The following is a 23,037-nucleotide window of genomic DNA, read 5'->3' as shown; positions in this document are numbered from 1 at the left end:
CTTCGTCTTGTCTGGCGACCGGCTCAGTGCGAGGCGGTCGAGGTCACTTCGGTCCGCGCCTTGGTGCGGATGCAGCCGATGGCGAAGATGGTCAGACCGACGTAGCCCAGCATCGGCACGATGAAGGCGGGCTGAAGCTTGCCGGCCGCATCGGCGATATGCGCCGCGACCTGTGGCAGCAGAGCGCCGCCGATGATGCCGAACACCAGAAGGCCCGACGTCGCAGAGGTCGGCGCAGTCGACCGCTCCAGCGTCAGGGTGAAGATGGTCGGGAACATGATCGAGTTGAACAGGCCGATCGACAGGACGGCATAGGCCGCCGTCGGACCGCCGATCTGGCTGACGGTCAGGCACAGGACGGCCGCTGCGACAGTGCAGAAGGCCAGGACGATGCCGGGGCGAACCTTGGTCAGCACGAGCGAACCGATGAAGCGGCCGACCATGGCGCCGCCCCAGTACAGGGCGACCATCTTGCCCGCCGTCTCGATCGGGGCGTTCAGGATGTCGGGGCTTTCAAGGAAGTTGGTCAACATGCCGCCGATGGCGACTTCGGAACCGACGTAGAGGAAGATGGCCAGGGCGCCGAACACGGCCCACGGCGACGACAGCGCCTTCAGCGGCGAGACCGCGTTGTTAAACTCCGGCGCCGCCGCATTGATCTTCTTGCGCGCGGTGAAGATGAAGACGGCGATCAAGGCAAAGAAGGCGCCCATGCCCAGGAAGGCCATGTCGATGCTGCGCAGCGACTGGGTGCGCGTTGCGGCGGTCACCACGGCGCCGGCGGCGAAGACGCCGCCCGTCAGCAGAACGTGTGATCCGAGATAAGGTCCGACAGTCGTACCCAGCGAGTTGAAGGCCTGCGACAGGTTCAGACGGCTGGAGGCGCCCTTGGGGCTGCCCAGTTCGGCGACCAGCGGGTTGGCCGCGACTTGCAGCAGGGTCACGCCCGAGGCGATGACGAACAGAGCGACCAGGACACCGGGATACCAGTCGGCGGCGGTTGCGGCCGGCACGATCAGGCAGCCCGCGACCATGACGATCAGGGCGCCGATGATCGAGCGGCTGTAACCCAGCTTGCTGAGCACCGAGGCGGCCGGCAGGGACATCAGCCCGTAAGCGATGAACCAGGCGAAGGTGGTCAGGAAGGCCTCGGCGTTGTTCAGGTCGAACACCCGCTTCACCGCCGCGATCAGCGGATCGATCAGCGAGGTGGCGAAGCCCCAGGCGAAGAACAGCGTGGTGACATAGGCGAAGGCCAGGCCTGCACCCTGGCGTTTTCCGGCGTCCGGAACGGTCATGAATGATCCCCCAGTGAAATCGAACGGCCGCGCTGTGGTCGCGCGGTTCTCATCCTGCTTGGTTCGGCCATCGCGAAAGGCGCGTCCAGCCGAAAAGCGCGCTCTGTAACGAAACTTTTCCCCCACCCCGTGGCGCAGGCAAAGAAAAGGGCCGCCTCGCGAACGCGGCGGCCCAAGTTTGCTCAGAAGAGAGGGGAAATCAGAACTTGTAGTTCAGCCCGACAGCGAAGGTGCGGCCGTAGTGCTGATAGTCGATGGTCCGGCGCTCATCGCCGTTCTCGAAGGTCTTGAACGGCTCGTCGGTCAGGTTGTTGACCTGAGCCAGAACCGACAGGCCTTCCAGCGGACCGGACTGGAACTCATAGCCGACCTGGGCGTCGACGACCGTTTCAGCCGCCACCGAACGCAGGGTGCGGCCGTTGCCGAAGCCGGCGACCTCGCCCAAGTAATCCGAGCGATAGCGGGCCGAAATCCGCGACTGGAAGCCATAGCGCTCGTAGTAGAGCGAGCCGTTGATCACGTTTTCCGACAGACCCGGGAGAGCGGTCGGGGCCTGGGTCGGATCGGGCTGGACTTCGCTGTCCGTGGTCGAAGCGCTGAACTGGGCGCCGAAACCTTCCAGGGCAGGATGGAAGATGTCGAACGGCGCCGAGATCGACAGTTCGAGGCCCTTGATCCAGCCGCCTTCGCCGTTGTCAGGCGCGCCGACCAGGCCTTGGCGCAAGGCCGGCTCGGGGTTTGTCGGCGAAATCACGCCGATCGGATAGCCGGTGAAGTCGAAGATCTGATTGCGATTAAAGACGTAGCTTTCCAGGTTCTTGTAGAAAGCCGCCAGCGAGATGTAGCCCTTGCGGTTGGCGAAATACTTCTCGAACGACACGTCGATCACGTCCGCGATGTACGGCCGCAGTTCCGGATTGCCGCCGCCGCCGCCCCAGGGGGAACGGTTGATGTCGGTCGATTGGGCCAAGCTGGGGTTATAGCTGTAGTTTCGCGAGGCGCGCATATCGTCCATGCGCGGACGGGCCAGGGTGCGCGAAACCGCTAGACGCGCGAACATGTCCTCGCCGGTTTCCAGGATGAAGTTCGCGCTAGGCAGAATCTCCAGATATTCGTCGCCGCCCGTCACCGCGATGGTCTCGGAGACGCCCGGTCCGACCTGCCGCGCCGAGAAGCCGCTGGAGCTTTGGTCGGTATAGACGAACTGCATGCCGACGTTGCCGGTCAGGGCTCGGCCGAACAAGTTGTGATCGATGTTGGCGCGGACGTAGGCGGTCGAGACCTTTTCCGTCACTTCCCAGTTGCCTGCGGTGACGTCGGCGTTCGGGTTGCGGACGCGGTTCAGCGCGCCACTGTTGACCAGGCCGAGAGCGTCGTAGCTCAGCACGGCGCTGATGCCGAGATAGCCGAGGTCGGTCGGGTCCAGCAGGAAGGCCGAAGGCACGGTCAAATCGCCGCCGCCGGGGACGCCGAGATAGAACTGATCGTTGACGAAGCTCTTCTGACGCTCGGTATAGTTGGCGCCGAAGTCGATCGACTTGAACGGGCTCTGGTGCAGTTGGCGCGTCACGGAGAAGCGAGCCGCCTTGATCTCGTCCTCGATGGAGGGCGTGTTCATATAGCCGGCCTGACCGCCCGGAATGACGTCGCCGCCCCAGCCTTGCGGGCTGGTGATCTTGATCAGGTTCGGATCGGCGTAGTTCAGACGGCTGGTGAAGCGGGTCACGCCATCGTCGGTCAGTTCAAAGCCCAGAGTGTCCAGCGCGCCATTGACGTTGCGGCCGGTGCCGGCGTTGGTTTCCAGGATGATGTCGTTACGCTCGACCTTCGAATAGCTCAGGTCCAGGTTCGCCGACCAATCGTCGCTGAGCGTGAACTCGGTGTTCCAGCCCAGGGCGGTGATGTTGCTGTCGCGCTTGTTCAGGTCGTTGCGGACCACGCCCTTGATGTTGTCCCAGGTGCCGGCGACGATCAGGCCGTCCTGCACGGTGTAGCCAGGGCGCAGCGCGGGGCCGGGACGGCAGACCGCCGACGGGACGTTCACGGTGCAGTCACCCGAGGAACCACCCCAGGCCAGCGGGAATTCGATGCCGCGAAGGACCTGGGTGTTCTTGAACTCGGAATAGAAGGCGTCGATCGTCGAGTGGATACGATCGTTCGGGCGCCATTCCAGCACGCCCATATAGCCGTCGCGCTCCAGCTCCGACGACATCACATAGGGCTTCACGCCGCCGGTCAGCAGATTGCCGTCCGTGTAGTTGGGATAGCCCCAGGCGTTGAAGCGCTCGGACTGATAGGGCGAGCTCATGTGGGCGTAGCCCAGAGCCACGCCCAGCGTGCCGTCCAGGAACTGGTCGATGTAGGAGATGGTGTAGCGGTCGCCGTTATCGGTCGTGCCCGAGTTCAGGGCGCCCAGCTCGTTCCACTCGTGGCGATAGTTCATGGCGATGGCCTGGCGACCATAGGCCAGCGGGCGAACGGTGCGGAGATCGACGGTGCCGCCCAGACCTTGACCGATCAGAGCCGCGTCCGGGGTCTTGTAGACGACGACGCTGTTCAGCAGTTCGGCGGGGAACTGGTCGAACTCGACGCCGCGGTTGTCGCCGGTAGTGACCAGTTCGCGCCCGTTCAGCAGGGCGGTCGTGAAGTCAGGGCCCAAGCCCCGGATGGAGATCGCCTGGCTGCGGCCGTCGAGGCGCTGCATGGTCACGCCCGGCAGGCGCGCCAGGGACTCGGCGATCGAGACGTCCGGCAGCTTGCCGATGTCTTCAGCCGAGATGACTTCGACGATCGAGGTGTTGTTGGCCTTGGCCGAGATCGCGGCTTCGATCGAACGACGAATGCCGGTGACGACAATCTCATCGACCTGCGTCGCCTGATCGTCGGCCTGCGTTGTCGCGGCGGCGGTTTGTGCGTGGGCCGAGCCGACCGCCATCAGGGCGGCTGCGCCGAAGGCGACGCCGGATAGCAGGCGCGCGCGCCGGTTGAGACGTTGGAACATGGTCATCCTCCCTGGGGCTGACCGCGATTCTGAACGTCGCGATCTGAAGCCGTCGCAAAAATATGCAAATCTTTTGGAATGTTGCAAGCAGTTAATGCGGGCGTCTGATTTCCGTGGCACTTCGCGCCCGTTCATGGCCCGCCAAGGCGCGAGAATGTGCGGTTTCGCGCTATTTCCATGGCGCATCGCAGCATTTCAGCGACGCGTTGACAGCCCCGCCCATTGCTGCAAAATCTTGCAAATCGATCTGGAAGGCTTTGCACTTTCCAGACGCAAGGGAGTGAGCGTCATGGCAAGGGGAACCCCTAGAAGGGCCGGACTGCACGCCGCGATGGCGGCGGCGGCTCTGCTGAGCGGCTTTGCAACGCCGACGACGGCGCAAACCCGCCAGGCCGAAGACGCCCTGTCAGCCCTGCGTCAACGCCTACCACAGGACGAGGTGATCTACTTCCTGCTGCCGGATCGCTTCGCCAATGGCGATGCATCGAACGACCACGGCGGTTACGCCGCCGACCGGCTGAAAAGCGGGTTCGATCCGGCCGATACCGATTTCTATCACGGCGGCGACTTGGCCGGCGTGACCCAACAGCTGGACTATATCCAGGGGCTGGGCGCGACGGCGGTCTGGTTGGCGCCGGTGTTCAAGAACAAGCCTGTGCAGAGCCATGGCGGCTACACCGGCGCGGCGCACCACGGCTACTGGATCACCGACTTCACCACCGTCGATCCACACTTCGGCGACGAGGCTGCGATGCGCGCCCTGGTCGAGGCGGCCCACACGCGCGGCATGAAGGTCTATCTGGACATCGTCGCCAACCACACCGCCGACGTCATCCAGTATCGCGAATGCCCGGAGGGTCGCTGCGCCTATCGCAGCCGCGCCGACTATCCCTACACCCGTCGCGGCGGCGTCGACGGTGCGCCGATCAATGAGGGTTTCGACGGTCGGGACTTTTCGCGCCTGACCCGGCCCGACTACGCCTACACGCCCTATGTCCCGGCGGGCGAAGAGAACGCCAAGGTTCCGGCCTGGCTGAACGACCCGATCCACTATCATAACCGGGGCGAGAGCACCTTCACCGGCGAAAGCAGCCTGGACGGCGACTTCGCCGGGCTGGACGACCTGCTGACCGAGGACCCGGTGGTCATCCAGGGCATGATCGACATCTTCGGCGGCTGGATCGACAAATACGGGATCGACGGCTTCCGCATCGACACCGCCCGTCATGTGAACCCAAGCTTCTGGCAGGCCTTCATCCCCGCCATGATCGCCCGCGCCGAGGCCAAGGGCATCCCGAACTTCCACATCTTCGGCGAGGTCTATGATCCCGATCCGGCGGTGACGGCGCGGTTCACGCGGGTCGACGGCTATCCGGCGGTGCTGGACTTCCCGTTCCAGAAACAGGCGACCGATGTGGCGGCCGGCAAGGTCGGGACCGACGCCCTGGCCACGCTGTTCGACGCCGACACGATCTATGACAAGGGCGCTGAAACCGCCGCCATCCTGCCGACCTTTCTGGGCAATCATGACATGGGCCGGGTCGGCTTTTTCGTGAAACAGGCCAATCCGAACGCCGACGACGCCGAGGTGCTGGCGCGCATCAAACTGGCCCATGCCCTGATGATGTTCAGCCGGGGCGTGCCCACCCTCTACTACGGGGATGAGCAGGGTTTCGCCGGCGCGGGCGGATACGGAAACTCCCGCCAGGACATGTGGCCCAGCCGCACGCCGGTCTATGCGAACGAGACGCCGATCGGCGGTCGCCAGCCGGCCTATTCCACCGACGCCCCGCTGTATCAGGCAATCGCAGAGATGACCCGCATCCGCGCCGAAGAGCCGGGCCTGCGACGCGGCCGTCAGGTCGTGCGCGCCTATGGCGACAAGCCCGGTCTGTTCGCTCTGTCTCGCATCGGCGAGGACGGATCGGAGGTCTTGGCCCTGTTCAACACCTCCACTGCGCCCGTCGCCGCCCAAGTCGAGGTGGAGCCAGGCTCGCTGCGGTGGCAAGCTGTGCGCGGCGATTGCGCACCCGACTCCTCCGCGCCCGCCAGCGTCGCCGTTCGCGTGCCCCCCCTCGATTACCTCGTCTGCAAGAGCGTGCCGTGACTGCCCTGCCCCTCGATCTTTCCACGGCTGACGCCGCCCCCGCATTGGCGCACGACTGGTGGCGCGGCGCGGTGCTGTATCAGATCTATCCACGCAGCTTCGCCGACTCCAACGATGACGGCGTCGGCGATCTGAAGGGGATCACCCAGCACCTCGACCATGTCGCCTCTCTAGGCGTGGATGGCATCTGGCTGTCGCCCTTCTTCACATCGCCGATGAAGGACTTCGGCTACGACGTGTCGGACTATTGCGACGTCGATCCGATCTTCGGCACTTTGGCCGACTTCGACGCCCTGATCGCGCGCGCCCATGCCCTGGGGCTGAAGGTCGTCATCGATCAGGTCTTCTCCCACACCTCGGACGAACATCCCTGGTTCACCGACAGCCGCGCCAGCCGAAACGGCGACCACGCCGACTGGTATGTCTGGGCCGACGCCAAGCCGGACGGCTCGCCGCCGTCGAACTGGCAGTCGGTGTTCGGCGGCCCGGCTTGGACCTGGGACGCGCGGCGCGGCCAGTATTACATGCACAACTTCCTCGCCTCCCAGCCTCAGCTGAACGTCAGGAATCCGGCGGTTCAGGACGCCCTGATCGCGGCGGCGCGGTTCTGGCTGGACAGGGGGGTGGACGGCTTCCGCCTGGATGCGATCAACTTCGCCATCCACGACCCGTCCTTGCGCGACAATCCGCCGATCCAGGACGGCAAGAAGCGCACGCGGCCGTTCGACTTCCAGGACAAGATCTACAACCAGTCCCACCCGGACATCATCGGCTTCCTGAACCGCATCCGCGCCCTGACCGACAGCTATGAAGGCCGGTTCACGGTGGCGGAGGTCGGCGGCGATCACGCCGACCGCGAGATGAAGGAATTCACCGCCGGCAACGACCGTCTGCACTCGGCCTACGGCTTCCTCTATCTCTACGCCGATACGCTGAAGAGCGAACTGATCGGCGTGGGCGATGGGATGTGGCCGGATCAGCAGGGCGAGGGCTGGCCGTCCTGGACCTTCTCCAACCACGATGCGCCGCGCGCCGTGTCGCGTTGGGCCCAGGGCCGGGACGAGAAGGCCTTCTCGGAAATGGCCCTGCTGTTGCTGATGTGCCTGCGCGGCAATGTCTTCGTCTATCAGGGCGAAGAGTTAGGCCTGCCTCAGGCCGAGGTGCCGTTCGAGCGGCTGGTCGACCCCGAGGCCATCGCCAACTGGCCTGAGACTCTGGGCCGCGACGGCGCCCGCACGCCGATTCCCTGGGTGGCCTCGGTGCCCAACGCCGGCTTCTCGACGGTGGAGCCCTGGCTGCCGGTCGATCCGCGTCATCTGGCGCTGGCCGTGGATGCGCAGGAGGCGGACCCGACATCGATCCTGCACGCCGCGCGCCGCATCATCGCCCTGCGTCAGGCCCATCCGGCGCTGCGGACCGGAGGGCTGGAGATCGAGAGCGCGGGCGACCTCGTGGTCTTCCGCCGGTTCGAACGGGCCGAGGGCGGCGAGCGTCTGCTGTGCGTGTTCAACCTGGGCTTCGAGGCCGTGGACTGGTTTGCGCCTGCCGGCGCGCGCCGGATCGCGGCGGTCAACTGGACCGAGACGGACGGGTCGACGCTGAGGCCGCTGGCCGGCCTGATCTTCGCCGACGCCGGATGACGGGGTCAGCCGCCGCAGGTCTCGCGAACGATCAACTCGGTCGGAACGCGCTCGGAACGGCCTGCTGCGGCGCCGCCGTGATCCAGCAGTTTGGACACCATCAACCGGCCGGCCTTCATGGTGTCCTGGGCGATGGTGCTGAGCGCCGGGCGCGAGTAGCGGCTGAACGGCACATTGTCGAAACCGATGACCGAGACCTGGCCCGGCACCTCGACGCCGGCGTGCAACAACGCCCTTACGGCTCCGAGCGCGATTTGGTCGGACGCGGCCACGACGCCATCGAAAGCCAGGCCGCGTCGGATCAGGGCGTCCACGGCGGCCTCAGCGGATTCGACCTCGAAATGGGCAGGCACGATCAGGTCGGCGTCCACGTCCAGCCCGCTCTGGCTCATGGCGTCCAGATAGCCGCGATGCCGCTGCATGGCCTCGGGCGGATCCAGGTCGCCCAGGAAGACGATGCGCTTTCGCCCCAGCCGCGCCAGATGCAACGTCGCGCGGCGCCCGCCGGAGATGTTGTCCGAGCCGATGGAGCAATAGTCCTGGTCGGGCAGTTCGGCGCCCCAGACGACGAAACGATGGTCGGCGTCGACCAGACGGTTGAAGGCCGAATGCAGGCTGGATTGGCCCAGGAAGATAACGCCGTCCGCCCGGCTGGTGTTCAGCGCGGCCGACAGCTCGTCATAGTTGGCCGGCGAGATATGGCTCATCAGCAGGTCGCAACCGCGTTCGCGTGCCGCCTCGCCCACCCCGGCCAGAAGCTCCAGGAAGAAGGGATCGCTGAGGCGACCTTCGCGCCCCTGTGGACGGGGCACCACCAGGGCGATCGTGCCTTGGGCGCCGATCGGGCCGGCGGGCATGTGGCGGCGGAACGGGTAGTCGTGTTCCTTCGCCAGCTTCCAGATCGTCTGTTTGGTGCGATCGTTGACGGCGGGGCTGTCGTTCAGGGCGCGCGAGGCGGTGGCGATGGACACGCCGGCCAGGCGGGCGATGTCTTCCAGACGGGTGGTCTTGCGGCTCAAGGTCGCGGGTCCTCACAGCAGCATGGTGAAGCTGCAAAATTTTCTGCAAATATTTCAGCCACCGTTCGCGGCGGTTGGCAAGAGGCGGCGTAACGGAGTTCCCATGATGCAGCGCAGATCCTTCCTGGCCCTTGGCGGCGTATCGATCCTGGCTCTGGGGGCGACGGGCGTGCGCGCCCAAACCGCGCCGAACCATGCCCGGGCGTCCTCGCCCGGCGGCGTGCTGACGGTCGAGGCCTTCACTGACAACGACGGGCGGCCGATGTATTCGGTGCTGCGTCAGGGCCGGGTCGTCGTGGCGCCGTCCAAGCTGGGCTTCCTGCTGACCGACGCACCAGCCATCGAGCGCGGCCTGACCCTGACCGCAGGCCAGCCGATCGCTGTCGACGACACCTGGGAGCAGCCTTGGGGCGAGCGGCAGTTCATCCGCAACCACTACAACGAATGGCGCGTCGCCTATGCCGAGACCGGCGGTCTGCGACGCCGCGTGGACGTGGTCTTCCGCCTGTACGACGACGGTCTGGGCTTCCGTTACGAGTTCCCGCAGCAGGCCGGCCTGACCACCGTCCGGATCGGTTCGGAAATCACCGAGTTCAACCTGGCCGAAAACGGCGAGGCCCTATGGTGCCCGGCCTGGGAATGGAACCGCGAGGAATATCTCTACAGCCGCACGCCCATCGATGCGGTCGGCAGCGCCCAGACGCCGATGACGGTTCGGGGCCAGTCGGGCCTACACGTCTCGATCCACGAGGCCGCCTGCATCGACTACGCCGGGATGAACCTGCGCCGGTCGGAGGAAACGAAGTTCCGCGCCCAGCTGACGCCGGGCCTGACCAATGCGGCGGTGGTGCGCGAGGCGCCGTTCAACACGCCCTGGCGGACGCTTCAGATCAGCGACGGCGCGGCGGGCCTGCTGGATTCCAGCCTGATCCTGAACCTGAACGAGCCGAACAAGCTGGGCGACGTCAGTTGGTTCAAGCCGATGAAATACGTCGGCGTCTGGTGGGAGATGCACCTGGACCTGAAGACTTGGAACTCCGGGCCCAAGCACGGCGCCACGACCGAGAATGCGATCAAACACATCGACTTCGCCGCCAAACACGGCCTGGGTGGCGTTCTGGTCGAAGGCTGGAACAAGGGCTGGGACGGCCAGTGGTTCGCCAACGGCGCGGACTTCAGCTTCACCGAGGCCTATCCCGATTTCGACATTGAGGCCGTCTGCGCCCACGCTCGGTCCAAGGGCGTGCAACTGATCGGCCACCACGAGACCGGCGGCAACGCCTTCCACTATGAGCAGCAGCTCGAGCCGGCCATGGCGCTTTATGAGCGCCTCGGCGTCCATTCAGTGAAGACCGGCTATGTCGCCGACGCGCAAGGCGCCCGCGTCGCCGGGCCGGACGGACAAATGGTCATGGCTTGGCACGAGAGCCAGGCCATGGCTCAGCATCATATGCGCGTGGTCGAGGCCGGCTATCGCCACAAGGTCGCCGTGAACGCCCATGAGCCGTTCAAGGACACCGGCCTTCGCCGCACCTATCCGAACATCATCAGCCGCGAGGGCCAGCGCGGCATGGAATATTCGGCCTGGGGCAATCCCGGCAATCCGCCCGAGCATGAGCCGAACCTGGTCTTCACCCGCCTCTTGGCCGGGCCGATGGACTATACGCCCGGCATCTTCGGCATGGAGACGCGCAGCCCCGGAGGCGTGCAGACGACCTGGGCCAAGCAACTGGCGCTCTATGTCGTGATCTACAGCCCTATCCAGATGGCGGCGGATCTGCTGGTCAACTACGAGGCCAACCCCGGCCCGTTCCAATTCATCAAGGATGTGCCGGTCGACTGGAGCGAGAGCCGCACGCTGGACGCCGCCATGGGCGATTATGTCGTCACGGTTCGCAAGCAGCGCGGCACGGATGTCTGGGCCTTGGGTGCCGTCACCGACGAGCATCCTCGCGTGCTGAAGGCCCCGCTCGACTTCCTGGACGCCGGCCGTCGATATCGCGCCGAAATCTATCGCGACGGACCGGACGCCGACTATCGCGGCAAGCGCGAGGACATCGTCATCGAGCAGCGCGAGGTGACGTCGTCTGACACTCTGACCCTGGCGCTGGCCCCCGGCGGCGGTCAGGCGATCCGGTTCGTGCCGGTCGGCCGGGCACGACGCGGATGACCCTGCTCTCGCACCGCCCGCGCCTGTCCGGCCTGGCCATCTGGAACATGTGCGTCGGCTTCTTCGGCATCCAGATCGGCTTCGGCCTGCAGAACGCCAACACCAGCCGGATCTTCCAGACGCTGGGCGCCGAGGTCGACAGCCTGGCGATCCTGTGGATCGCCGCGCCGCTGACGGGTCTGCTGGTCCAGCCGATCATCGGCCATTTCAGCGACAGGACCTGGACCCGGTTCGGCCGGCGGCGGCCCTATTTCCTGGTCGGTGCCATCGCCACCACCCTGGCCCTGATCGCCATGCCCAACAGCCCCAGCCTGTGGTTCGCCGCGGCCATGCTGTGGATCATGGATGCCTCGATCAACATCACCATGGAGCCGTTCCGCGCCTTCGTCGGCGACAACCTGCCGGAGGAGCAGCGCACCGCCGGCTATGCGATGCAAAGCTTTTTCATCGGCGCCGGCGCAGTCTTCGCCTCGGTCCTGCCGTGGCTGCTGTCCAACGTCTTCGATATCGCCTCGACCGCAGAGGCGGGCGTGGTGCCCCTGTCGGTCAAGATCGCCTTCTACGTCGGCGCCGCCGGCCTGTTCTCGGCCGTGCTGTGGACGGTGCTGTCGACCAAGGAATACAGCCCCGAACAGATCGCGGCCTTCGAACGCGCCCGAGACGACGCGCCGACCGCGCCCGTCGAGGCCGAAGCGCCGGCCCGCAGCGTTCAGGGCTGGATGACGTCGGGCCTGGTCTGCGCCGTCCTCGGCGGGATGGGTTTCGTGCTGATCGGCGCGCTCGATCTGGAGAAGGAGTTACTGATCCTGGCGGGGTTCTTCGCCGGGTTCGGCCTGCTGCAGATCGCCGTCGGCATGATGCAACGTCGCCGCATCACCAACGCCGCGACCGAAATCCTGAACGACATCTTCCGCATGCCCGAGACGATGCGCGGTTTAGCCGTTGTTCAGTTCTTCAGCTGGTTCGCCCTGTTCGCCATGTGGATCTACACCACCGCGGCCGTGACCCGCGTCCATTACGGAGCCACCGACACCACCTCGGCCGCCTACGCCACTGGCGCGGACTGGGTGGGGGTTCTGTTCGGGGTCTATAACGGCGTGGCGGCCTTGGCGGCCTTCACCCTGCCGGTCATCGCCAAACGGATCGGACGCAAGGCGACCCACGCCCTGATGCTGCTGCTGGGCGCCGCCGGCCTGTTCGGCGTCTTCGCCATCCGCGAGCCGGGCCTCTTGTGGCTGCCGATGATCGGCGTCGGTTTCGCCTGGGCCTCGATCGTCTCCATGCCCTACGCCATCCTGTCGGCGGCGGTGCCGGACCGAAAAATGGGCGTCTATATGGGCGTCTTCAACATCTTCATCGTCGTGCCCCAGCTGCTGGCCGCGACGATTCTGGGCCTGATCCTGAAGACCCTGTTCGATGGTCAGGCGATCTGGGCCCTGGTGCTGGGCGCCGTCTCCTTCGTTCTGGCCGCCGCCAGCGCGCTGATGGTCAAGGAGCATCGCGGATGAACCGTCGGGGTCTTCTGGCCTTCATGGCCGCCCTGCCCTTCGCCAGCCCGGCGCGTGGCGACGGCGCCCTCGCGGGCGGACGGCTGGTACTGCATGAGGCGGTCGCGTCGGCCCATGTGAAGGCGCGCAACGTCTCGGTCTGGCTGCCGCCCGGATATGAGGCGACCGACGCCGCCTGGCCTGTCCTCTATATGCACGACGGCCAGAACCTGTTCGATCCGGCCACGGCCAACTTCGGCGAATGGGGCGTCGACGAGCATCTGACGCGGCTGATCGCGAGCGGTCAGGTGCGGGCTCCGATCGTGGTGGGAATCTGGAACACGGACCTGCGGCTGCGGGAATATGTCCCCGCCGACCTGATCGCCGCCCTTCCCGCCGACATGCGCGACGAAGTCCAGGCCGTCTACGGCGGTCCGTCCTTGTCCGACGCCTATCTGCGGTTCCTGGTCGAGGAGTTGAAGCCCTTCATCGACGGCGCCTACCGCACCCTGAGCGGACCGCAGGACACGATGATCGCCGGCTCCAGCATGGGCGGCCTGATTTCGATGTATGCGGTGATGAAACGGCCGCAGGTCTTTTCCGCCGCCGCCTGCCTGTCCACCCATTGGCCACTGAAGGTCGAAGGGCTTGAACCCGGCGCGGCGCTGGACGCCTGGCGCGAACGCCTAGTCGCGGCCTGGACCGGCGTGATCGAACGCGGCCTGCCCGAGCCGGGCGACCACCGCTTTTATTTCGACCGGGGCGACGAGACGCTGGATCAGTTCTACGCCGTCTTCCAGACCCAGGTGGACCAGACCTTCCGCCGTCGCGGCTATGGCCTCGGCGATTTCCGCAGCCTGGTCTTCCCCGGCGCCCACCACAACGAGGCGTCCTGGAACCAGCGGCTGGACGTGCCTTTGACCTTCCTTCTTTCCCCCGCCCCCACGCGCAACCCGTGAGGACCACAATGCGTCACTTCCGTACCTTCTGCCTTGCCGGCGCCGCCGGCCTGGCGCTTGCTTCCGCCGCAAACGCCCAATCGGGCGTCGCGCCCGGCGCGCCCGGCGCCCCGCCCGTCTGGTCCAGCGCGGCCAAGACCGGCGCCGGCGCCTCATACGAGGCCTATGTCGATGGCCAGTATCGCGACGGCGGCCCGACCGGCGCGGTGTCCAAGGTCTGGTATTCCATCGCCGACGGCGTCCTCACCGAGACCATGTATGGCCTGATCCATGAGGCCCAGATCAAGACGCTGCGCTTCGCCGGCGTGACCCAGGACGGTCTGGTCGTCGAAGGCGACGACACCACCAGCCGCACCGAATATCTGCACGTCGACGCCCAGGGGCGTCCGCTGTCGCCGGCCTATCGCGTCACGACCCAGGACAAGAACGGCCGCTTCCAGATCGAAAAGCAGATCTTCAGCGATCCCGACCGCAACGCCCTGGTGCTGCGCGTCACCATCACGGCGCTGAAGGGCGATGTGACGCCCTATCTGATGCTGGAGCCGCACGTCGCCAACACCGGCGTCGAGGATCGCGGTCAGGTCACGCGCGACGGCTTCCACGCCTGGGAAGGCGATACCCACCTGTTCCTGAAGCCCAGCGAAGCCTTCGAAAAGGCCAGCGTCGGCTTCGTCGGCGCCTCGGACGGTCTGACCGATCTGAAGGACGGCAAGCTGGACTGGACCTACGCCTCGACCGGCGATCAAACCGGTAACACGATGATGACCGGGGCCCTGCCGCGCCTGCGCCAAAGCCGCCGGATCACGCGCGACTTCGTCATCGGCTTCGGCGCCAGCGAAGCTGAGGCGCGCGCGACGGCGGACGGATCGTTCGCGACCGGTCTGGAAGAGGTGCTGGCCCGCTTCAACGGCGAGGGCGAGCGCGTCGGCTGGGAAGACTATGTCGGCTCTCTCAGCGAACTGCCGCGCATCGCCGAACAGGCGACCGACGGGGGCAAGCTGGCCTACGCCTCGGCCCTGATGCTGAAGGTGCAGGAGGATCGCACCCATGCGGGCGCCTTGATCGCGTCGCTGTCGAACCCGTGGGGCGATACGGTGGACGCGTCCAAGTCCTCCACCGGCTACAAGGCCGTCTGGCCGCGCGACTTTTATCAGGTGGCGATGGCTCTGGCGGCGCTGGGCGACAAGGAAACGCCGCTGGCGGCCTTCAACTATCTGCCCCAGGTCCAGGTCGGACCGAACACGCCCGGCAACACCGGCGCCGGCGGCTGGTTCCTGCAGAAGACGCACGTGGACGGCGAACTGGAGTGGGTCGCGGTCCAGCTGGATCAGACCGCCATGCCGATCATGCTGGGCTATCGTCTGTGGAAGATGGGCTGGCTGTCCGACGCCCAGATGACCGAACACTATCGGTCCATGCTGAAGCCGGCGGCCGACTTCCTGGTCGACGGCGGCAAAATTGGGCTGATGTGGAACGACGCGGAGATCAAGCCGCCCTTCACTCAGCAGGAACGCTGGGAAGAGCAGCAGGGCTATTCGCCGTCCAGCACCGCCGCCGTGGTCGCGGGCCTGACTGTGGCTGCCGAAATGGCGCGCGCCTCAGGCGACGCCGCCGGCGCGACGCGGTACCAGATCGCGGCCGACAGCTATGCATCCAGGATCGAAGACCGGATGTTCACCACCAACGGCGACTTCGGCGACGGTCGCTACTTCATCCGCATCACCCAGAACGAAAACCCGAACGACAAGGCCCCGATCGGCGCCGCCAACGGCCAGATCGCCCCGGCCGAAGACCGGGTCGTGGACGGCGGCTTCCTGGAACTGGTGCGCTATGGCGTGCGCAAGGCCGACGATCCGCACATCCTGGCAACCCTGCCCGTCTATGACGATCAGTCGCTGGAGCCGCTCTATCGCGTCCGCTACGACTTCGGTCCCGAGGGCGACAAGACGCCGGGCTGGCGCCGTTATGGCGTCGATGGCTATGGCGAGGACCATCTGACGGGCGCCAACTATGGCGTCGGCGGAGAAATGAGCCCAGGTCAGCGCGGCCGGGTTTGGCCCTTCTTCACGGGCGAGCGCGGTCACTATGAGCTGGCCCGCGTCAGCGTGAACGGCGCCCCCTCGGCCGCCGACATCGCCGCCATCCGTCAAACCTATGTGCGCGGCATGGAGCGGTTTGCCAACGGCGGACTGATGCTGGCCGAACAGGTGTGGGACGGCGTCGGAAACCCGACGGCCAAGGATTACGCCGTGGGTCAGAATACGGACTCGGCGACGCCCCTGGCCTGGACCCACGCGGAGTATCTGAAGCTGCTTCGGTCGCTGGCCGACGGTAAGGTCTGGGACAGCTACGACCCCGTCCACGACCGCTACGCCCGCTGATACGAAAACGGCCCCGGAGATCGCGCTCCGGGGCCGTACTCATTTCGGGCTGACGCGGCTCAGAAGGTGAGCTTCACCGCGCCGACGATCCGATCTTCGGCGCCGGGCACGCCGTCCACATCGGAGTCGTGATAGCGGACATCGACGCCCACCTTGTCGGTCAGGGCATAACCGACGCCGATGTTCCAGGTCGTGTAGTCGTCGCTGACGTCGAGCCATTGCTTGCCGAGCGCGCCCGACACCGTCCACTTGGGCGCCGGCGAGAAGGCGGCGTTGACCTCGGCATAGGTCGCCTCGTCGTCGATGCCGAAGAAGTCGGGCGAGTAATAGACGGCCGCGCCAAAGGTGGCGGGACCGACCGCGCGCGAGGCCGCAGCCTTGAACTCGGCGTAGTTATAGTCCGCGCCGTCCGGCTCCCCGACATACAGATAGCCGATCACGCCGAAGTCGAGCGCGAAGCCGCCGGCCTCGGTACGATAGCCGCCGTAGAGATCGACCTCCGCATCGGTGTCGTCGCCGAAATCGACGTTGGAGGCCCAGGCGCCTGCGTAGAAGCTTCCCGAGGTCAGATCGACGCCGCCCTGAATGGCGGGGTCTTCACTGGTCTGGCTGAAACCGCGGAAGACGTAGTCGCTGACGACGCCCACGTTCCAGGCGACATCGACGGTGCTCTGAGCCGAGGCCGGCGCAGCGAGGCCGATCAGACCTGCGGCCAGCGTGGCGGCGGCTGCCGCGCGGATGATGGTCTTCTTCATAGTCTATCCCCTTGTTGTCGTTGTACGAGGTCGAGGCCGGGCGCGGGTTTGGGAGCCGCGCCCGATCTCAGCTCAGTGTTCCAGCGCCTCGCCATGCAGCGAGGTGTCCAGGCCGGCGGCTTCTTCCGCCTCGCTCACGCGCAGGCCCGTGGTGAACTTGCAGATGAACAGGATGATCAGGGTGCCGACGGCGCTGTAGACGATGGTCCACAGCAGGCCCAGCGCCTGGGCGCCGACATTGGCGCCTTCCGACAGGCTGTTGATCGCGGTCGTGGCGAACACGCCGGTCAGCAGGGCGCCGATCAGGCCGCCCGCGCCGTGGATGCCGAAGGCGTCCAGGCTGTCGTCGTAGCGCAGCAGCTTCTTGATCCACACCGACGAGGCGTAGCAGGCCGGACCGGCAATCAGGCCGATGATTACCGCGCCCTTGGGGTCGACGAAACCGGCCGCCGGGGTGATGGCGACCAGACCGGCGACGACGCCCGACAGCATGCCGATCAGCGAGACCTTCTTCTTCTCGATATATTCGACGACCTTCCAGGTCAGGGCGGCGGCGGCGGCGGCCAGGATGGTGTTCAGCAGCGCCACGCCCATCAGGTCGTTAGCGGCGCCCGCCGAACCGGCGTTGAAGCCGATCCAACCGACCAGCAGCAGCGAGGCGCCGATCATGGTCAGGACGGGGTTGTGGGCGGTGATAACCTCTGTGCCGTAACCCTTACGCCGTCCTAGGAAGATGGCGCAGACCAGGCCCGCGACGCCCGAGTTGACGTGAACGACCGCGCCGCCCGCGAAGTCCAGCACGCCGGCCGAACCCAGGAAGCCGCCGCCCCAAACCCAGTGGCAGATTGGCGCATAGACCAGCAGCGACCACAGGGCGGTGAACAGCAGCAGCGCCGAATATTTGAACCGCTCGGCGAAGGCGCCTGTGATCAGCGCCGGGGTGATGATGGCGAAGGTCATCTGGAAGGAGATGAACAGGAACTCGGGAATGCCCGGCAGCAGGGCGTTGGCGGTCTTCAGCGACACGCCGTTCAGGAACAGCATGTCCAGGCTGCCGATGAAGGGCTGAAGGCCGGCGCTTTCGTTCTTGCCGAAGGCCAGGCTGTAGCCGGCGATGAACCATACCAGCGAAACTACGGCGAAGACGCCGACGGACTGGGTGATGGTGGCGATGACGTTCTTCTTGCGCACCATGCCGCCATAGAACAGCGCCAGACCGGGGAGGGTCATCAGCAGAACCAGGGCGGTCGAGGTGCCGAGCCATGAGGCCCCGGCGCTGTCCAGCTCAAGCGCAGCCTGGTGGCCGAGCAAGGTGGGCGCGGCGTCCTGCGCATTGGCTGCGCCTGCCGCCATCAGACAGAGTGTGGGAAGAAGGAGCGCAGCCGCTCCCGTAAGTCGTTTCGTGGTCTGCAACATGAGCTAGTACCCCCTATGCAATCTCGCAGTTGCGAAGATTTTACCGCATTTGCGATAGGCGCAAGGGGCTAGACCGTGAACGGCGCAACTTTCTTGCAACGGTTATGAACAAAAAGATCAGGGCCGCACGATCTTTCGATCGCGCGGCGCGATATCGGATTCGCCATGCCGAAAAGCCAAGCTCAGCGGCAGGATTTTCAGCGTCAGTTTAAGTCGTCAGGCCCAATGCATCTGCACCCGATGCGCCGCCGCCCAGTGGATGGCGCGGATGGCGTCGATAACGGCCTCGGTCGCCGCACGCGTGCCCAGCGCGCCGCCCAGGTCAGCCGTCACGGCGCCGGCCGCCAGAACGGCGGCGACGGCGGCCTCGATGGAATCGGCCTCGTCCTCCAGCTTCAGGCTGTGACGCAGCAGCAGGGCCGCCGACAGAATGGTGCCGACCGGATTGGCCAGATCCTGACCGGCGATGTCCGGCGCCGAGCCGTGGATCGGCTCGAACAGGCCCGGCCCGCCCGCGCCCAGCGACGCTGACGGCAACAGGCCGATGGAGCCGCCCAGCACCGAAATCTCGTCCGACAGGATGTCGCCGAACATGTTTTCGGTCAGGATGACGTCGTAGTCGCGCGGCTTGCGGATCAGGTGCATGGCCATGGAGTCCACCAGGGCGTGCTCCAGGGTGATGTCGGGAAACTCCTCGGCATGGATGCGGGTCACGACCTCGCGCCACAGGCGGCTGGTCTCCATGACATTGGCCTTGTCGACCGAGGTCACCTTGCCACGACGCTGTTGGGCGGTCTGAAAGGCGGCGCGGGTCACCCGCTCAATCTCCGGCACGGTGTATTCGCACAGGTCGGTGGCGCGATCAGGGGTGCGGGTCTTCTCGCCGAAATAGACGCCGCCGGTCAGTTCGCGGAAGACGATCAGGTCGACGCCCTCGACGATCTCCTTCTTCAGCGGCGAGCGGTGCGCCAGCACCGGCGACACCTGCAACGGCCGCAGATTGGCGAACAGGCCCATCGCCTTGCGGATCGCCAACAGCCCCTGTTCCGGACGCGCCTTGCCGCCATCCCATTTCGGCCCGCCTACGGCGCCCAAAAGCACGGCGTCGGACGCGACGCAGGCGGCGCGCGTGGCCTCGGGCAAGGGCTCGCCCGTTTCGTCGAGGGCCGCGCCTCCGATCAGATGCTCGGCGAACTCGAAATGATGACCATAGAAGTCGCCGATGACCCGCAGGACATCGCGCGCGGCCCGTGTGACCTCCGGTCCGACGCCATCGCCGGGCAGCAGGACGATGTTGTAGGTCTTGGTGGCGGCGGTGCTCATCTTACGGTCTCTTTCGATCGCTCGTAGGCTTCGATTTCAGGCATGTTTGCTTGCAGCCAGCCCAGGGTGTCCACCCCGTCCAGCAGGCATTGGCGGGCGAAGGATTCGACCCCGAACGGCACGGGTTCGGCATTGCCGCGCTGGATCTGATTGGCCTGGAGGTCGATCGTAACCGGCTGGTCAGGCTGCGACGCCAGATCGTCCCAAACCGCCTGACTGACGACGATGGGCAGCAGGCCGTTTTTCAGCGCATTCGATGTAAAAATGTCAGCGATTTCGGTCGAAATCACCGCCCGGAACCCGTAGTCCATCAGCGCCCAAGGGGCATGTTCGCGCGACGAGCCGCAGGCGAAGTTCCGGCCCGCCAGCAGGATGCGATGTTCGGCCGGATCGATGCGGTTCAGAATGGCCTCGGGCTTTTCCGAGCCGTCGTCTTCGTAGCGCCAGTCATAGAAGGCGGCCTTGCCCAGCCCTTCGCGCGTGGTCGTGGTCAGGAAGCGCGCCGGGATGATCTGGTCGGTATCGATATTGGCTTGACTGAGGGTGACCGTCTTGGAGGTCAAAACCCGAAACGGTTCAGACATTGGCGGCCTCCCGCAAATAGACGCGCGGATCGGTCAGCACCCCAGCGACCGCCGTCGCCGCCGCCGTCGCCGGACTGGCCAGGATGGTGCGGGCGTCCTTGCCCTGACGCCCTTCGAAATTGCGGTTCGATGTGGAGACGGCCAGTTGGCCCGGCGCGATGAAATCGCCGTTCATGGCGATGCACATCGAACAGCCGGGAATGCGCCATTCGGCCCCGGCGGCGATGAAGACCTGATCCAGGCCTTCCGCCTCTGCGTCGCGACGCACGGCCTCGGACCCTGGCACCACCAGCATGCGCAGACCCGGCTTGACCTTGCGGCCGCGCAGCACCTCGGCGGCGGCGCGCAGATCAGGCAGGCGCCCGTTGGTGCAGGAGCCGATGAAAACGACATCCACCGGCTGGCTGGTCGTCGCCTCCCCGGCCGTAAAGCCCATATAGGCGATGGCCTTGCGGTCGCTGTCCGACTGAGGCTGCGGCACAGGCGAACCTATGGGCGCGCCCGCATCCGGCGTCGTGCCCCAGGTCGCCATGGGTCGGATGGCGGCGCCGTCGAGGGTCACTTCCTTGTCGAAGACCGCGCCTGCATCAGTGGCCAACTTCAGCCATTCGGCCGTCGCCGTCTCATAATCGACGGGCACGTGCTTACGGCCGCGCAGCCAGTCGATGGTGGTGTGGTCCGGCGCGATCATGCCCGCGCGGGCGCCCGCCTCAATGGACATATTGCAAAGGGTCATGCGCCCTTCCATGTCCAGCGACCGCACCGCCTCGCCCGCATATTCGATGACATAGCCGGTGCCGCCGCCAAAGCCGATGGCGGCGATGACGGCCAGCGCCACATCCTTGCCCGACACGCCCGGCTGCAGTTCGCCGGTCACGGTCACCCGCATGGCCTTGGCCTTGCGTTGCAGCAGACACTGGGTCGCCAGCACGTGGCCGACTTCGGAGGTGCCGATGCCGAAGGCCAGAGCGCCGAAGGCGCCGTGCGTCGCCGTATGGCTGTCGCCGCAGACCACCGTCATGCCCGGCTGGGTCAGACCCAGTTCCGGCCCCATGACGTGAACCACGCCGCGATCGTCCGATCCCCAGCCCGCCAGCGGCACGCCGTGGGCGGTGCAGTTCCGCTCCAGCGTATGGACCTGGGCCTCGGCCTGGGTCGTGACATAGGGTTTCAGCCCGTTCAGCCCCGCCGGCAGGGTCGGGGTGGAATGGTCCAGGGTTGCATAGGTCCGGTCGGGACGGCGCACCTTCAGCCCGCGTGCCTCGATCTCGCTGAAGGCCTGGGGGCTGGTGACTTCGTGGACCAGATGCAGGTCGATATAAAGCACCCCCGGCGTGTCGGCCGTTTCCGGCCGCACGACGTGGGCGTCCCACACCTTGTCGAACAGGGTCTTGGGATCAGGCATATTGGGCCACGACCTCGGACACGCCATCGACCCGGTCGATGATGGCGATCAGTTCGGCGTCATTGATCTCGCCGATCTGATCGGCGCGCGACTTGAAGCCCGCGACCACCGCCGCCAGACGTTCGCCCTCGATGGGACGGCCGATGGTCTCGGCGCGTTTGGCGATCGCGTGACGCCCCGAGTGCTTGCCCAGCACGAACCAGCTGCCCTCGAAGCCCACGTCCTGGGGCCGCATGATCTCATAGGTGCGACTGTCGGCCAGCATCCCGTGCTGGTGGATTCCCGCCTCATGGGCGAAGGCGTTGATGCCGACCACCGACTTGTTGCGGGCGATGACCGTCTCGGTGATCTCGCACAGAATCTTGGAGGCGCGCACCAGATGACGGCTGTCGGCGCCGGTCGTGACGCCATAGCGATCCTCGCGGACCTTCAGCGCCATGATGACCTCTTCGATGGAGCAGTTGCCGGCCCGCTCGCCGATTCCGTTGATCGCGCCCTCGATCTGACGCGCGCCGCCCTCGACGGCGGCCAGGGAGTTGGCGACCGCCATGCCCAGGTCGTCGTGGCAGTGGGCCGAGAAGATCACATGCGGATGGCGCTTCTTGATCCGTGCGGCCAGGGCGGCGAACCGCTCGCGCACCTCTTGCGGCGTCGCATAGCCGACGGTGTCGGGCACGTTCAGGGTGCGGGCGCCCGCGTCGGCGGCGGCCTCCAGCACATCGGCCAGAAACTCCGGCTCGGTGCGGAAGGCGTCCTCGGCCGAGAACTCCACGTCGTCGAACAGGCTGCGGGCGTATTCCACCGACCGCACGGCGGTCGACAGCACCTCATTGGTGGACATCTTCAGCTTGGCGGTGCGGTGGATCGGGCTGGTGCCGATGAAGGTGTGGCAACGCCGATGCGACTTCGGCGCCGGCTGCAAGGCGCGGAAGGTGGCGTCGATGTCCTTTTCGTTGGCGCGCGACAGGGAGCAGAAGACCGGCCCCTCGACCTCGCCCGCCACGCGGCGGATGCAGTCCTCGTCGCCGGGCGAGGCGGCGGCGAAGCCGGCCTCGATGACGTCGACGCCCAAATCCCGCAGGACATGGGCCATCTTCACCTTGGCTTTGGCGGACATGGAGAAGCCGGGGGCCTGTTCGCCGTCGCGCATCGTCGTGTCGAAGACGATGACGCGGTTGGGGTCAGCGGCGATCTCCTCGGTGCGCGATACGCCCGATACGCGTACTTTGTCGGGGTGCATCACGCGGCCTCGGATTGAATAATGTCGTTGCTGATGCGGCGCACGCCGAACAGCCGGTCGATCTGGCGACCCAGGTTGTCCATGCAGCGGCTGGCGTCGCGGCCGCGCACGGTCAGGGCGATGCGGCGGAAGGCGCCCTCGTCCGCCAGGGCCATGCCGTCGATGTGGAAGCCGCGGCGCTCCACCAGGCCGATGAGACGCTGAAGCGAACCGTCCGCACGGTCGATCTGGATGTGGATCGTGTTGCTCATC

16 protein-coding genes are annotated in these 23,037 nt (G+C 66.2%); 6 read left to right on the top strand and 10 right to left on the bottom strand.

The genetic code is table 11. The features are described 5' to 3' along the window. Positions 1–23 precede the first annotated feature (23 nt). Both KAK88_RS05030 and KAK88_RS05025 read right to left on the bottom strand, forming a co-directional pair. Entirely contained in the window at positions 24–1,298 is a 1,275-nt protein-coding gene (locus KAK88_RS05030) for a sugar MFS transporter (protein WP_242078132.1), read from the bottom strand. Positions 1,299–1,497: 199 nt separating this feature from the next. Beyond that, positions 1,498–4,299 (bottom strand): TonB-dependent receptor, encoded by a 2,802-nt coding sequence (locus tag KAK88_RS05025; RefSeq protein WP_242078131.1) that lies wholly within the window; start codon positions 4,297–4,299, stop codon positions 1,498–1,500. Positions 4,300–4,588: 289 nt separating this feature from the next. Between KAK88_RS05025 and KAK88_RS05020 the strand changes: the two genes are divergently transcribed. Beyond that, positions 4,589–6,406 carry an alpha-amylase family glycosyl hydrolase gene (locus KAK88_RS05020; RefSeq protein ID WP_242078130.1) on the top strand — a complete coding sequence of 606 codons (1,818 nt, stop codon included), beginning with the start codon at positions 4,589–4,591 and terminating at the stop codon, positions 6,404–6,406. Then, a complete protein-coding gene (locus KAK88_RS05015; protein WP_242078129.1) occupies positions 6,403–8,046 on the top strand; it encodes an alpha-glucosidase in 1,644 nt (547 codons plus the stop codon). Before KAK88_RS05020 ends, KAK88_RS05015 begins: the two co-directional genes overlap by 4 nt. A gap of 5 nt (positions 8,047–8,051) precedes the next feature. On the opposite strand, the gene KAK88_RS05010 is transcribed toward KAK88_RS05015, so the two are convergent. After that, entirely contained in the window at positions 8,052–9,065 is a 1,014-nt protein-coding gene (locus KAK88_RS05010; protein WP_242078128.1) for a LacI family DNA-binding transcriptional regulator, read from the bottom strand. A 106-nt stretch (positions 9,066–9,171) separates the two neighbouring features. On the opposite strand from KAK88_RS05010, the gene KAK88_RS05005 reads away from it, so the two are divergent. From KAK88_RS05005 to KAK88_RS04990, 4 genes are read left to right on the top strand one after another with little or no spacing between them, the layout of a single operon-like run. Continuing rightward, positions 9,172–11,235: a glycoside hydrolase family 97 protein gene (locus KAK88_RS05005; RefSeq protein WP_242078127.1), complete on the top strand. Its 2,064-nt coding sequence runs from the start codon at positions 9,172–9,174 to the stop codon at positions 11,233–11,235. After that, positions 11,232–12,743 carry an MFS transporter gene (locus KAK88_RS05000; protein ID WP_242078126.1) on the top strand — a complete coding sequence of 504 codons (1,512 nt, stop codon included), beginning with the start codon at positions 11,232–11,234 and terminating at the stop codon, positions 12,741–12,743. Before KAK88_RS05005 ends, KAK88_RS05000 begins: the two co-directional genes overlap by 4 nt. Then, positions 12,740–13,681 (top strand): alpha/beta hydrolase, encoded by a 942-nt coding sequence (locus tag KAK88_RS04995; RefSeq protein WP_242078125.1) that lies wholly within the window; start codon positions 12,740–12,742, stop codon positions 13,679–13,681. Before KAK88_RS05000 ends, KAK88_RS04995 begins: the two co-directional genes overlap by 4 nt. 8 nt (positions 13,682–13,689) lie before the next feature. After that, positions 13,690–16,062, top strand: coding sequence for a glucan 1,4-alpha-glucosidase (locus tag KAK88_RS04990; protein WP_242078124.1), 2,373 nt, complete (start codon positions 13,690–13,692; stop codon positions 16,060–16,062). A 59-nt stretch (positions 16,063–16,121) separates the two neighbouring features. Here the strand turns inward: KAK88_RS04990 and KAK88_RS04985 are convergent, their stop codons facing one another. The 7 genes from KAK88_RS04985 to KAK88_RS04955 form a co-directional block, all read right to left on the bottom strand. Then, entirely contained in the window at positions 16,122–16,817 is a 696-nt protein-coding gene (locus KAK88_RS04985) for a TorF family putative porin (RefSeq protein WP_242078123.1), read from the bottom strand. A gap of 72 nt (positions 16,818–16,889) precedes the next feature. Continuing rightward, positions 16,890–18,170, bottom strand: a complete 1,281-nt coding sequence (locus KAK88_RS04980; RefSeq protein WP_277928827.1) for an ammonium transporter — start codon at positions 18,168–18,170, stop codon at positions 16,890–16,892. Between the two features lie 279 nt (positions 18,171–18,449). Next, entirely contained in the window at positions 18,450–19,556 is a 1,107-nt protein-coding gene (gene leuB / locus KAK88_RS04975; protein ID WP_242078122.1) for a 3-isopropylmalate dehydrogenase, read from the bottom strand. After that, positions 19,553–20,140, bottom strand: coding sequence for a 3-isopropylmalate dehydratase small subunit (gene leuD, locus KAK88_RS04970; protein ID WP_242078121.1), 588 nt, complete (start codon positions 20,138–20,140; stop codon positions 19,553–19,555). The genes leuB and leuD overlap by 4 nt, the downstream gene beginning before the upstream one ends. Then, a complete protein-coding gene (gene leuC, locus KAK88_RS04965) occupies positions 20,133–21,545 on the bottom strand; it encodes a 3-isopropylmalate dehydratase large subunit (protein ID WP_242078120.1) in 1,413 nt (470 codons plus the stop codon). Before leuC ends, leuD begins: the two co-directional genes overlap by 8 nt. Beyond that, positions 21,538–22,785, bottom strand: a complete 1,248-nt coding sequence (locus KAK88_RS04960) for a 2-isopropylmalate synthase (RefSeq protein WP_242078119.1) — start codon at positions 22,783–22,785, stop codon at positions 21,538–21,540. Before KAK88_RS04960 ends, leuC begins: the two co-directional genes overlap by 8 nt. Then, on the bottom strand, positions 22,785–23,036 hold the full coding sequence (locus tag KAK88_RS04955; RefSeq protein ID WP_242078118.1) for an ACT domain-containing protein: 252 nt from the start codon (positions 23,034–23,036) through the stop codon (positions 22,785–22,787). Before KAK88_RS04955 ends, KAK88_RS04960 begins: the two co-directional genes overlap by 1 nt. Between the last annotated feature and the right edge of the window lies 1 nt (position 23,037).

The sequence above is a fragment of the Brevundimonas diminuta genome, from assembly GCF_022654015.1.
GTDB classification, from domain to species: Bacteria; Pseudomonadota; Alphaproteobacteria; order Caulobacterales; family Caulobacteraceae; genus Brevundimonas; species Brevundimonas diminuta_C.
Note: the sequence above shows the minus strand (reverse complement) of the source record. Positions and strands in the feature narration are given on the sequence as shown.